Below are 13,769 nucleotides of genomic sequence, written 5' to 3' on the forward strand. Positions count from 1 at the left end.
ATTATGGCGATGCGTTTAAACGATGATGCGGTCGGCGATGGCGAAATGCACGAAATCAACGTAACGCCGTTTATCGACGTCATGCTGGTGCTGCTGATCATCTTCATGGTCGCCGCGCCGCTCGCCACGGTGGATGTGCGCGTCAATCTGCCTGCTTCCACCAGCGCGCCACAGCCGCGTCCGGAGAAGCCGGTTTATCTGTCGATCAAAGCGGATAAACAGATTTACATCGGTAACGATGCGGTGACCAAAGAGACGCTGGTGAATGCGCTCACCGCGCAAACCGAAGGCAACAAAGAGACCACCATCTTCTTCCAGGCGGACAAATCAGTCGATTATGAAACGCTGATGTCGGTGATGGATCAGCTGCGTGAAGCGGGTTATCTGAAGATTGGTTTAATGGGCATGGAGACGGTGAAGAAATAGTTTCACCGGCGTAATACCAGCACCATATCTGTAGGGTCGTCATTCATGACGACCTTTTTTATTATGGCGGCCAGAGCAGGCCGCCATGTCATTATGCGGTGGCGAACCGCGGTTAAACCAGATTCACCGTTACGCCGTCCTGCACCAGCAGTTCCGCGTCGCCGTGGCTGAACACATGGTACTGGTTGCCAGCGATGGTCACGGTGCCGGTTTGCTGCGTCCAGCCGCTGACCGCTTCGCCTTCCGGCAGGATGTCGCTAAGCTGCACTGTTTCGCAGGCATGATTATCAATCATTAACTGCGTCTTACCATCATCGATAAACTGATCCTGTTGTCCTTGCTCAAGGATTTCATCTGGATCAATTTGTAATAAACTATTGATGGCATCGTCATGTTGTTCATCAATCTGATTAATCGTTGTATTAACAATCGGAACGGCTTTTTGCCATATAAAATTATCTAAATACAATCCTCCTAAGTCACGCACCTCAATATCAAACTTAGTAAATAACCCTTCATCGATAGAGAACTTATGGTGCAATACCCCTTCTGGTACGGAAACTTTTTCTGAATGTATGATGTTATTATCTTTGTCATAAAAATTTATTATGTAATAGCCTTTATTTCCACCTATAACGTTAAATTCTAAAATTTTCGATGGTGGGACAGTGAACTCTGCTTTAGAGTTTTCTCTCATTATAAGATTATTGCCCGTGTAAGCTTGATTGCCGACATAATAATAGTGGTTTGATAGTTGTACAACTCCGGCTAAAGGCTTCATAGCAAAATCACTTTTGAAATTATATTTGCTGTATAAGTTAAATTGACTGCCAACCCCTACACTAGGATAAGGTTTAGGTATGTGGCTTCCTAAAGATGATGGTAAACCCTCAAAATTACAACCGCTATTAACGTAATTGTATTGCTGTATATTTATAACATAGCTATCGCTGGTTTTATCGCTATCTATCGTCGAGACCGTAAACGCCCACGAGCCGAATTTAAGCGGTGGAGGGGTATAATTCCAGTCGCCTTTGTCGTTTGAGAAGACAGAAACTGTAAATGTGTCCTTACCGTCTGTATATTTGATAACCACAGTACTGTTTGCTTCCGCAACGCCAGAAAGAGTGGGAGTTCGGTCATCGGTTTCCCCGCCATTACGGATTATGCCTGTTGATGTTCCCTCATCATCCCAAACAGATATAATTTTCGGCACTATTGTGCCAGATGTTATAATCTGCAATTCGAAGGTTTTACCAGAGGGAGTATATGTGGCGGAAGTCCCTGACTGGAATTCATAAAGGCCTTCTGTCAAATTTTTACTTTCATAAGTCCATGTTCCATCTGCTTTAGTTATTACGCTACCCAATAAGTCCCACATGCCGGTTAGGTTGCGGTAGTGTATATAGACAATATTATTAGCTTCGGCACGGCCGTATAAAGTAGGAGTAGTATCGTCTGTAATCGCACCAGAACCGAGCATACCGGTAGACGGACCAAAATCATCGTAAGCATGAGTAATCTCAGTGCGAGTTGATGCCGATAGATCAATATTAAGTATGAACTCGTCAGTCCAGCCGCTACTATCATTGGCTCGGAACTCCCAGGTACCTGCACTCAGCGCCGGATTCGGTGTCCAGCTCCAGCGGCTACCGTCCATCACTGCGTTGCCTGCATCGATCCATTCGCCATTATCATTTCGATACTGGATTCTCACCGTGCTACCTGCTGGTGCGTTACCGCAAAGCTCTGGTGTGGTGTCATCAGTCAGTCCGCCACTTTTCAATTCGCCAGTTGCATTGCCGACATTATCTATTGCGTGAGTGATTTCCAGAATGGCGCCGGGATCGGGCGGGGTTGAGCCATCTTTTCCGATGATGATACTAAAAGCATCCGAAACCTCACCCTCGCGCACCTTACCGGCAAAGGTTTCATTCGCCACCAGCGTCAAATCATGCTGGCCGTCGGTAAGGTCAACCTCCGGCTCGATCTTCCACATCCCGGTATTTTCATCCGCCTTCGCGCTGCCGATAACCGTATTGCCTTCTTTCAGATAAACAATCACGCCTTTTTCCGCGATACCGGTCAGGGTGGGGCGGCGGTCGTCGGTCATCTTGCCAGAATCGAAGCTGCCGGTGATGTCACCCTGATCGTCGTACATGTTCAGCAGCGTCGGCGCTGCTGGCGGCGTGGTATCAACAATCAGCGTACGCAGACTGGGCGTACTGACGTTGCCGGCCTTATCAACCGACTGGAAAGACATGTTGTAGTAACCATCCTCCAGCGGCGTTGCAGGTGTCCAGCTCCAGTAGCCGTTGGCAGGGTCGATATCTACCGTAAAGGTCTCTTTGCCGACGGTAATCAGCATGGTGCCGCCCTTACCGATTTCTGAATTTGCATAGCCAAAAAACGTGGGGGTGTTGGTGTCGCGCTCGAGGTATTTCACCTCTTCATAATTGAACAGTTCCATGGAGATTATTCCTGTGTTTTTTTACGTCGGGTCCACCGCAGCGAGGGCCGCTGCGCCTTGTTACAAAGAGCGCATTTTGTAATAGATGATGTAACACGCCGTATGAGATACGTCCCGAAGGGAGAAAAATCCGAACGGATTAAAAACAGAGGAAAAGGAGAAGTTGATGCCGTGCTGCGCGCACGGCATCGGGGGATTACACCAGCTCGATTTTCACGCCGTCCTGCACCAGCAGTTCCGCGTCGCCGTGGCTGAACACGTGGTACTGGTTGCCGGCGATGGTGACGGTGCCGGTTTGCTCGGTCCAGCCGCTGACCGCTTCGCCTTCCGGCAGGATGTCGCTGAGCTGCACGCTGTCGCCGGCCTGGCCGCTGACGCGCAGCTGGGTTTTGCCGTCGTCAATGAACAGGCCCTGCTGACCGGCTTCCACCACGTCGCTGAGCGTCAGGCCGAGCGGGGCGAGCGCGTTGATTTCCACCTCGCCCGGCGGCGTGGCGTCCACGACGATGCTGTACGCCGGCAGGCCAGCGTCGTAAGCGCCGTAGCTGACGCTGAGGCTGTGCGAGTCGTCGCTGAGCTCTGGCGTGATAAAACGCCAGTTGCCGTCTGCGCCGACCTGCACGCTGCCGATCAGCGTGCTGCCATTGTAGACGTTGAGCACGCTGTTAGCCTCAGCAACGCCGCTCAGCTCCGGCTGGCGGTCGTTAGTGATGCCGCCGTTACTGACTTCGCCGATGTACAGCGCCACGTCGTCGTACACGCTGAGGATCTCCGGCGTGTGCTGGCCGCCCGGCATCAGGACGAGCTCGAAGGTATCGCTCCACTGGCTGTTGCCCTGCGCCTGCGCGGCAAACGACCAGACGCCGTACTCCAGCGCCGGCGGCGTGAAGCTCCAGTTGCTGTCCGCGCCCACTGTCACCACCACGGAATGGGTGAACTCGCCAGCAATGCCGTAGCGCACCACCACGTTGCTGTTGGCTTCGCCGCGCCCGCTAAGGGTTGGCGTGGTGTCATCGGTGAGCGCACCGCTGAGCAGCGTGCCGGTGACCGGCCCGAAATCGTCGGTGGCGTGGGTCAGCGTGGCGTGCAGCGCGTCGCTGCCGGCGAAGGCGATATCGAGCGTAAAGCTGTCGCTCCAGCTGCCTTCCTGACCGGCGCGGAACTCCCAGCTTCCCGCTTCCAGCTCAGCTGGTGGCGTCCAGCTCCAGCGGGTGCCGTCCATCTGCGCCGCGCCGCCGTCAACCCACTCGCCGCTGGCGTTGCGGTACTGCACGAAAACCGTGCTGCCCGCCGGGGCGCTGCCGTGCAGCTGCGGCGTGGCGTCGTCGGTGAGCGCGCCGCTCAGCAGCGAACCGGTGACCGGGCCGGCGTCGTCCACCGCGTGGGAAATCACCGTGGCGGCAGCGCCGTCGCGGCCAATCAGCAGCTCAAACGGCGCAGACGGTTCGCCCTCGCGCAGCTTGCCGTTGAAGGTTTCGACCGCCACCAGCGTCAGCTGATGGGTGCCGTCGCTGAGGTCGGCGTCCGGCTCCAGCGTCCAGATGCCGGTTTTGGCGTCGGCCTGCGCGCTGCCAATCACCGTATCGCCCTCTTTGAGGTACACCACGGTGCCCTTTTCCGCGACGCCGGTCAGGGTCGGGCGACGGTCGTCGGTCATGCGCCCGGCGTCGAAGCTGCCGGTGATATCGCCCTGGTCATCGTACATATTGAGCAGGCGCGGCGCGTCCGGCGCCGTGTAGTCGACCACCTGGATGAACTGGGCGGGGTCACCGATGTTGCCGGCGGCATCAATCATGCGCACCGACACGATGTGTTCGCCTGGCGTCCAGTCGGCGGGCGGCGTCCAGCTCCAGCGGCCCTCTGCATCGACCTTGACGGTGTACGGCGGCTGGCCATCAATAGCGATTTCCGCGAAGCCGTTGCGCGCCTGCGGACTGGTGCCGCTGTAGCCGCGGCGCGGATCGTCGGTGTAGCGGTAAGATGCATTAAGAATCTGGTTCATGATGGCTCTCCCTTACACCAGCTCGGTTTTCACGCCGTCCTGCACCAGCAGCTCAGCGTCGCCGTTGCTCCAGACATGGTACTGGGTGCCGGCAATGGTGACGGTGCCGGCCTGCTCGGCCCAGCCGTTTTGCTCACTGCCCTCAGGCAGGATATCTTCGAGGCGTACGGTATCGCCCTGGTTGCCGTTAACCATCAGCTGGGTTTTGCCGTCGTCGATGAAGAGATCTTTTTGACCGGTTGAGAGTAGCTCTTTAAGGCTTAATGATATAACGCTGTCTACATCATCATTCAAATCCATAATTACTGTGGCTTCGTTAGACATTGTTTTAGTTGACGGATCATTGTTAGTCATACCAGGTGTCCAACTGAAATTGTCAATGTACATTGCACCCGGATCGTTTGTCTCTAAAGTTACATTATAAATAAGCTGTCCTCCTGCAGAAAATTTATGGCGATAAATGTCATACATATAACCTCCAGGAGGTTGAATGGTTTCAGTCCCAATAATTTCACCGTTAATGTTATAGTAAGTTGCTTTTATTTTTCCTGGGTTTTCGCCTCCAGTGCCACTACCTAATCCTGACATGTCGAATGAGAAGTCTAAAACGCCTTTGAACTTTAATTCAAAGGTGGTGTCCGGTTCGACTCGTATATAATGGTTTCCAAGATTCGGGCGAAGGTTGTTGTCTGTTGTAAAATCAGAGGCCATGCCGTGAATGATATTGATGGAAATATTTTTTGAAAATTCAAATTCATCTCCGGCAGTAAGTGTGGGCATTCCACCGTTATATTCATGGCTAGTGCTTTTAAATTCTATAGGGCTGATTTCTAATTTTTTAGTTTCACTCCATGCGGTATCACTTTGCGCTTTCACATTAAAAGACCAATTCCCATAATCCAGTGATGTAGTTGGGGTAAATGTCCAGTTTCCTTGTGAATCAGCAACAACAGTGGCTGTATATACAGCGGGATCGTTCTCTAACTGATATTTAACCATTACAATATTGTTAGGCTGTGAGTATCCTTTCAATGTTGGCGTGCGATCATCCGTATAGCTGTCATAGACAGCTCCCTGATATTGACCATAATTATCCCATATGGAATCAATCATAGGTAGTGCTTTGATTCCTGGGGTCCAGTGAAAGTTATCTATATATAACGATCCTGGATCGTTCACTTCAATCAATGCACCGAATATAAGACCTGAATTTGATGAGAACGTATGTGTGTATATTTTGTTTTGGTATCCAGTAGGAAGGTTTACAAGCTCATGTCCAATTACATTTCCATTCTTGTCAAAATAAGTGACTTTAAAATTACCAGGATTGGTTCCAGCCATTGTCGATCCAATACCATAAGTATCAAATGTGAAATCCTTAACGCCTTTGAATTTCAATTCAAATGTGGTCTTGTCTTCCACTCTGAGCTCTTTTTTTCCCAAGATTGGATCAAGTGAGTAGCCGGTTTCATGCTCGGATATTTTTCCGGAAATAACTTTCATTGTGAAGTTTTCCAGGAAATTAATGCTCTCGCCAGTTAAAAGTTCAGTTATTCCACTTTCATAGTTAAACTTATTAGTGCGAAATTCATTAGGGTTGATTTCCAGTATAAAGTCACTACTCCAGTCATAGCCATTTTCAGCTTTGGCCTTAAATGTCCAGTTGCCGTAATTTAAATTGTCCGGTGGAGTAAAGCTCCAGTGACCGTTACTGTCGGCGGTTACGGAAGCGGTATAAATGCGAGCATCATTGACTTTTTGATATTCGATTACAACTAATCCATTAGCTTCTGCCAGGCCTTTCAGGGTAGGTGTTTGATCATCAGTGTAACTATCACTGATTTTGCCATGAAGCATGCCAGAGTCATCCCATGCACCTTCAATGACAGGAATAGTGCTGCCTGGTGCAACAATTTTTAAGCCGAATGGCTTACCGCTACTGTCACGAGTTGCTGACGTCCCCGCCTGGAACTCATACGTACCCGGCGTCAAACGATCCGACTCATATTCCCAACGCCCATCGGCACCAGCAGTCACGCTGTCCAGCAGAGCCCATGCGCCTGATGCGTTGCGATAGTGGATATACACCAGGCTGTTGGATTCGGCGCGGCCGTGCAGGTTTGGCGTGCGGTCATCGGTGATGGCGCCGTTGCCCAGCGTGCCAGTGAACGGGCCAAAGTCATCGTAAGCGTGGGTGATTTCCGTTTTTGCCGCCGGTGCGAGATCGATATCCAGTTTAAACTCATCGGTCCAGCCGCTGCCGGCATTGGCGCGGAATTCCCAGTTACCGGCACCCAGCGCCGGGTCTGGCGTCCAGCTCCAGCTGGTGCCGTTCATTACCGCATTGCCGCCGTCGATCCATTCACCTTTATCGTTACGGTACTGAATACGCACCACGCTGCCTTCCGGCGCGCTGCCGCGCAGCTCTGGCGTGGTGTCATCGGTAATGCCGCCGCTTTTCAAAGAGCCGGTCAGGCTGCCGGCATTGTCGATCGCCTCAATGATTTTGGCCACGCCGCCCGGATCGCTCGGCACGTCGCCGTCTTTTCCGATAGTAATGTTAAACTCATCGGATACTTTGCCCTCACGCACCTTACCGGCGAAGGTTTCCGCAGCCACCAGCGTCAGGTTGTGACGACCATCCGCCAGATCCACCGTCGGCTCCAGCGTCCACAGGCCAGTTTTCTCATCGGCTTTGGCGCTGCCGATCACGGTGTTGCCCTCTTTCAGATACACCACGGTGCCCTTTTCGGCGATGCCGGTCAGGGTCGGGCGGCGGTCATCAGTCATTTTACCGGCGTCAAAGCTGCCGGTGATGGCGCCCTGATCGTCGTACAGGTTGAGCAGCGTCGGTGCGGCCGGCGGCGTGGTGTCGACTATCAGCGTGCGCTGCGTCGGCGTGCTGAGGTTACCGGCGGTATCGATGGTCATAAAGGAGAGGCTGTATTCGCCGTCGGTCAGCGCTTCCGGTGGCGTCCACTTCCAGCTGCCGTCCTGCGGGTTGATGTCGACAAAGAAATTCCTGTCGCCAAGCGTAATCATTACCTGGCCGCCTTTACCCACTTCTGAATCGATTTTACCGAAAAACGTTGGGGTGTTGGTGTCGCGCTCGAGGTACTTCACCTCTTTAAAATCAAACAGATCCATGGAGATTATTCCTGTGTTTTACGTTGGGTTTATTGCAGCAAAGCCCGCTGCGCCTTGTTATAAAGTGCGCATTTTGTAATAGATGACGTAAAACGCTGTATGAGACCTGTCCCGAAGGGAGAAAAGTCCGAACGGGTGAAAAGCCGGGAAAAGAGGGCAGGGTGATGCCGTGCTACGCGCACGGCATCGGGGGTTACACCAGTTGTAATTGCACGCCGTCCTGCACCAGCAGTTCAGCGTCGCCGTGGCTCCAGACGTGATATTGCGTACCGGCGATGGTCAGGGTGCCGGTCTGCTGCGTCCAGCCGTCGACCGCTTCACCTGCCGGCAGAATATCCTGCAGCTGCACGCTGTCGCCCGGCTTGCCGTTCACCAGCAGCTGGGTGCTGTCATCCTCAATGAACAGCCCTTTGCCACCTTCGCTCAGCAACTGGTGCAGCGTCAGCGCGTCCGGCTGGGCTTCATCCTGCGCCTGCTGATCGAACGCGGCGTCAGGGCTGACGTCGAGCACGAATTTGCTGCTCCAGTTGCTCTTCATCTCACCGGTCGAGGCGCGCGCCTGATATTCCCACACGCCAGGCTGATGCAGATAGGGTGAGGTGAAGCTCCACTTGCCGTCGGCATCGACCTGCACGCTGCCGGCGTGGCGCAGGCCTTCACCCTGCACGCCATATTCGATCTCAATCACCTGGCCCGGCGTGCCGCTGCCGTGCAGCGTTGGCGTGGTGTCATCGGTTGAGTCGTGCTGATAAACCGGCCCCTGCAGCGGGCCCGCGTTGTCCCAGGCGTAGTCGATGGTCGGTTCCAGCGGCGCGCCGGGGATCACCAGCAGCTCGAACTTATCGCTCCACGCACTGGCTTTGCCATCGGCCACGCCGCGCGAGCGGAAACCCCATTCGCCAAAATAGGTGAGTTCGAAGCCGGCGAACTGCCAGTTGCCCTGCGCATCGACCGTCACGCTGCCCGCGCTGTGCCAGCCGCTGTTACTCAGGTTGTACTCAATCTCAACGATGCTGCCCGGCGCACCGCGACCTTCCAGCACCGGCGTTTTATCGTCGGTGGTGCCGCGATGGTACACCTGGCCGGTATGGGCGCCGGTATCGTCACGCGCACAGTCGATAGCCGGACGCAGATTCTCCAGCGCCGACATATTAAGGCTGAAATCCGGGCGGTAGTCGTCTTTGCTGTTCTCGTAGGAAGCGTAGAAGGTGTAGATGCCGTCACCGCTGATCATCGCGCGTGACTGAATCACCCAGTCACCGTTGGCATCGGTTTTAACGCTGCCTTTATAGCCGATGCCGCCGTGATCGTTCTGCGCGAACAGATAAACGATGCTGTTCGGCTCCGCGCGGCCCACGATCAGCGGCGAGAAGTCGTCGGTGGTGGAACCGCTGGCGAGCTGGCCCTGTACGGTGCCGACATCGTCAATGGCGTAGCTGATGGTCGGCGGCACCGGTCCGCTTTCAACCACAGTGATGTCGAAATGTTCAGAAGGTTCGCTGACACGGCCAAACTCGTCGGTCGCGGTGACGGTTAGCTGATGGCCGCCCGCGTCCAGCAGCGGCTCCAGTGACCATTCGCCGCTTTTACTGGCCACGGTGCTGCCAATCAGTCTGTCGTGATCGTACAGCCGCACCGTGCTGCCCGGCAGCGCATAGCCCTGCACTTTGGGCGTGGTGTCATCAATGGTGTGTCCGCGTCCGACCGGGCCGGTTTCGCTGCCGACATCGTCAAACAGCGCGGTGATCGCCGGTTTGTCCGGCACCGAGAGCGCGACGTCAACAGAGAACGGATGCGGTTCGCCGCTGTCGCCGATGCGCGCCATCATGTCGTGGCTGCCTTCGCTCAGCGAGAACGGCGGCTGAAATGACCAGCTGCCGTCGGCGGCAATCGGCGTGCTGTAGTGGTGATCATTGATAATGAATTCAATGATTTCACCGGCCTGCGCCGGCAGGCTGCCGCTCAGCAGCGGATAAGGTGTGCCCACTCGCAAGGTATTAATGGATGAAAAGGGGTCAAAGCTGAGAGGTGTTAGCATAAGTATTCTCCACCAAAATCAACAACGGCGTGATTACCGTTGCCTGCCCAGCATAAAGGGGGAGGGGATGGCGGCATGTACCAGAATCGTCTCGTTTCTAAGACTGATCTTAATAAGTTCTGCTAATGAAAAAGGCATTAAAAAGAGTGGGATATGGCTCATGATATTGTTTGTTGGGGATTGATATCGCTGAATTTATACCACTCGTAAAGTCGATAGTCTGTGCTGCACCTGTCACCTGGAAAGCCCAGAATTATTAACTTTCCTCATAAGCTGATCGGACCGGTCGTGTTAACTGTTTGTTACCTTTGTTTGTACTTTTGTAAAGTGCAATGGTGAACAGGATCACATCTATTCACGCGCCGGCAGGCTAAAACAGGAGAAAAACCAGGAAGGACGATATGAGCTCAAGTCACGCTTTACAAAAGTCATCGCAGGGCGGTGCCAAAACCATCTTTAGCGTTACCAGCGGTAACTTTCTTGAGATGTACGATTTTATGGTGTTTGGCTACTACGCCACCGCCATTGCAAAAACCTTTTTCCCGGGCGACGATCCGTTTGCTTCGCTGATGCTGACGCTGATGACCTTTGGCGCCGGCTTCCTGATGCGTCCGCTCGGGGCGATTATACTGGGGGCCTACATTGACCATCACGGCCGGCGCAAAGGGCTGCTGCTGACGCTCGGCCTGATGGCGCTCGGTACGCTGACTATCGCGCTGGTGCCAGGCTACGCCACGTTGGGCGCGGCGGCACCGATCCTGATTCTGCTTGGCCGCCTGCTGCAGGGCTTCTCGGCGGGCGTGGAGCTCGGCGGCGTTTCGGTTTATCTGTCTGAAGTGGCTCCCAAAGGCCGTAAAGGCTTTTACGTCAGCTGGCAGTCAGGCAGCCAGCAGGTAGCGGTAATCTTTGCCGCGCTGCTGGGGCTGGGGCTTAATCATCTGCTGGCGAAGGACGCGGTGACCGAATGGGGCTGGCGTATTCCGTTTGTGGTCGGCTGTCTGATTGTGCCGTTCCTGTTCTGGATTCGCCGCATGCTGGAAGAGACCGAAGCGTTCAGCCAGCGTAAATCGCACCCGTCGATGGGCCAGATTGTGCGTTCAGTGGGACAGAACTGGGCGCTGGTGCTGGCCGGCATGCTGATGGTGGTCACCACCACGGTGATGTTCTACATGATCACCGCATTCACCCCGACCTTTGGTAAAACCGTGCTGATGATGAGTGACAAACAGAGCTTCCTCGTGACGCTGTTTGTCGGCATCTCCAACCTGTTCTGGCTGCCGGTGATGGGCGCGCTATCGGACCGCGTCGGAAGGCGACCGCTGCTGATTACTTTTACCGTGTTGATGATCCTGACGACCTGGCCGGTGCTGCACGGGCTGGTGGGATCGCCGACCTTTGCGCACCTGGTTGAAGCGGAGCTATGGTTATCGTTCCTGTACGCCAGCTATAACGGCGCGATGGTGGTGTATCTGGCGGAGATCATGCCGGCTGAAGTGCGCGCTTCGGGCTTTTCGCTGGCCTACAGCCTGGCGACCGCGCTGTTCGGTGGTTTTACGCCGGCGATTTCGAGCTATCTGATTCATGCTACTGGCGATAAAGCGATGCCGGGCGTCTGGCTGTCGTTTGCCGCGGTGTGCGGCCTGGTAGGCACGCTGCTGATCGGCCGCATGGTGAAACAGTATCAGGCGCGGCACAGCGCAACGGTAGTGGGCGCGTCGCTGTAGTTCGAGTGCGCGCGCGCTGGACTCACCCTGACTTTCTCTCACTGGCCCTCACCCTAACCCTCTCCCGCACGCGGGAGAGGGAACCGCTCGGTGCGGTTATGCAAATCTGCACTTCACCTCAACAACCGAGCGATCGGCTCCTTCTCCCATTGGCGGGAGAAAGCGGGGGATGAGGGCGCAAGCCTGCTGCTGCTCTGCGCGCTGGCCCTCACCCTAACCCTCTCCCGCACGCGGGAGAGGGAACCGTTCAGTGCGGTTTTGCAGACCTGCACTTCACCTCAACGCCCGCGCGGTTGGCTCCTTCTCCCGCTGGCGGGAGAAGGCGGGGGATGAGGGGGCAAGCGAGCTCCCGTCTGCGTGCTGGCCCTCACCCTAACCCTCTCCCGCACGCGGGAGAGGGAACCGCTCGGTGCGGTTTCGCAAACCTGCGCTTCACCTAAACATCCACCCGGTCGGCTCCTTCTCCCGCTGGCGGGAGAAGGCGGGGGATGAGGGGCAAGCCAGCTCCTGCTCTGCGCGCTGGCCCTCACCCTAACCCTCTCCCGCTGGCGGGTGTACAGTCCGGGGACATCGTGAACACTTGTTCGGGGACATGGTAGACACTTACAACTAAGGCATAAGAACCCGTTTATGGAGTCGCTTATGCCCTGGGATGCGAGAGATACCATGTCATTACGTACTGAGTTTGTTCTGTTCGCCTCGCAAGACGGGGCGAACATCCGCGAGCTGTGCCGCCGCTACGGCATATCTCCCGCCACCGGCTACAAGTGGCTTCGCCGCTGGGAGGAGGAAGGACCGTCCGGCCTTCAGGACCGCTCCCGCGCGCCCCGTCACTCACCCAGCCGCTCATCTGACGACATCACTGACCTTCTGCGTATGGCGCACGAGCTTCATCAGCACTGGGGGGCCCGCAAGATTAAGCGCTGGCTCGAAGACCGCGGGCACGGCATGCCGGCCTTCAGCACCGTCCACAACCTGATGGCCCGCCACGGCCTGCTGCCGGGCGCAGCGCCGGGCGTCCCGGCCACCGGCCGGTTTGAGCATGCGGCCCCGAACCGGCTCTGGCAGATGGATTTTAAGGGCCACTTTCCCTTTGGCGGCGGCCGCTGCCACCCGCTTACCCTGCTGGACGACCACTCCCGGTTCTCGCTGTGCCTGGTGCACTGCGCTGACGAACGGCGTGAGACGGTACAGGAGCAGCTGGTCAGCGTCTTTGAGCGCTACGGCCTGCCGGACCGGATGACGATGGACAACGGCTCGCCGTGGGGCGACACCACCGGCACCTGGACGGCAGTGGAGCTGTGGCTGATGCGCCACGGCATCCGGGTGGGGCACTCGCGGCCGTATCATCCGCAGACGCAGGGGAAGCTGGAGCGCTTTCACCGCAGCCTGAAGGCGGAAGTGCTGCAGGGGAAGTGGTTCGCGGACAGCGGTGAGCTGCAGCGCGCCTTCGACCACTGGCGGACGGTCTACAATCTCGAGCGCCCGCATGAGGCGCTGGAGATGGCGGTGCCGGCGTCGCGCTATCAGCCCTCATCGCGGCAGTACAGCGTCCGCGTAGCGCCACCGGAATACGACGAGGGCGTGATGGTCAGGAAGGTGGATATCAGCGGGAAGCTGAGCGTAAAAGGACTCAGCCTGAAGGCGGGAAAGGCGTTCAGGGGAGAGCGTGTCGGGCTGAAGGAGACGGGGGAAGACGGTTATTACGAGGTGTGGTGGTACAGCACAAAAGTGGGGGTGATCGACCTGAAGAAAAAGTCGATCACCATGGGTAAAGGATGTTAAAAAGTGTTCACTATGTCCCCGAACACCTGTCTGCCATGTCCCCGGACTGTACACCCGCACGCGGGAGAGGGAACCGTTCAGTGCGGTTTCGCAGACCTGCACTTCACCTCAACACCCGCGCGATCGGCCCCTTCTCCCGCTGGCGGGAGAAGGCGGGGGATGAGGGGAAAAGCCAGC

At 55.8% G+C, this 13,769-nt stretch carries 7 protein-coding genes; 3 read left to right on the forward strand and 4 right to left on the reverse strand.

The genetic code is table 11. The features are described from left to right. Positions 1 to 3 precede the first annotated feature (3 nt). Positions 4 to 426, forward strand: a complete 423-nt coding sequence (gene exbD / locus C1N84_RS02680) for a TonB system transport protein ExbD (protein WP_021509588.1) — start codon at positions 4 to 6, stop codon at positions 424 to 426. Between the two features lie 112 nt (positions 427 to 538). On the opposite strand, the gene C1N84_RS02685 is transcribed toward exbD, so the two are convergent. The 4 genes from C1N84_RS02685 to C1N84_RS02700 all read right to left on the reverse strand — a co-directional run bounded on the left by C1N84_RS02685 (position 539) and on the right by C1N84_RS02700 (position 10,083). After that, a complete protein-coding gene (locus C1N84_RS02685; protein WP_394541715.1) occupies positions 539 to 2,896 on the reverse strand; it encodes an Ig-like domain-containing protein in 2,358 nt (785 codons plus the stop codon). 196 nt (positions 2,897 to 3,092) lie between these two features. Then, positions 3,093 to 4,898 carry an Ig-like domain-containing protein gene (locus tag C1N84_RS02690; protein ID WP_264441961.1) on the reverse strand — a complete coding sequence of 602 codons (1,806 nt, stop codon included), beginning with the start codon at positions 4,896 to 4,898 and terminating at the stop codon, positions 3,093 to 3,095. 12 nt (positions 4,899 to 4,910) lie between these two features. Next, complete coding sequence (locus C1N84_RS02695) at positions 4,911 to 8,045, reverse strand: Ig-like domain-containing protein (RefSeq protein WP_264441962.1); 3,135 nt, start codon at positions 8,043 to 8,045, stop codon at positions 4,911 to 4,913. Between the two features lie 193 nt (positions 8,046 to 8,238). Next, positions 8,239 to 10,083 (reverse strand): Ig-like domain-containing protein, encoded by a 1,845-nt coding sequence (locus tag C1N84_RS02700; protein ID WP_264441963.1) that lies wholly within the window; start codon positions 10,081 to 10,083, stop codon positions 8,239 to 8,241. 401 nt (positions 10,084 to 10,484) lie between these two features. Between C1N84_RS02700 and C1N84_RS02705 the strand changes: the two genes are divergently transcribed. Beyond that, positions 10,485 to 11,807 (forward strand): MFS transporter, encoded by a 1,323-nt coding sequence (locus tag C1N84_RS02705; protein WP_021509584.1) that lies wholly within the window; start codon positions 10,485 to 10,487, stop codon positions 11,805 to 11,807. Positions 11,808 to 12,437: 630 nt separating this feature from the next. After that, a complete protein-coding gene (locus tag C1N84_RS02710; RefSeq protein ID WP_238561055.1) occupies positions 12,438 to 13,592 on the forward strand; it encodes an IS481 family transposase in 1,155 nt (384 codons plus the stop codon). The last annotated feature ends 177 nt before the right edge of the window (positions 13,593 to 13,769 follow it).

It is taken from the genome of Pantoea sp. SGAir0418 (assembly GCF_043529865.1).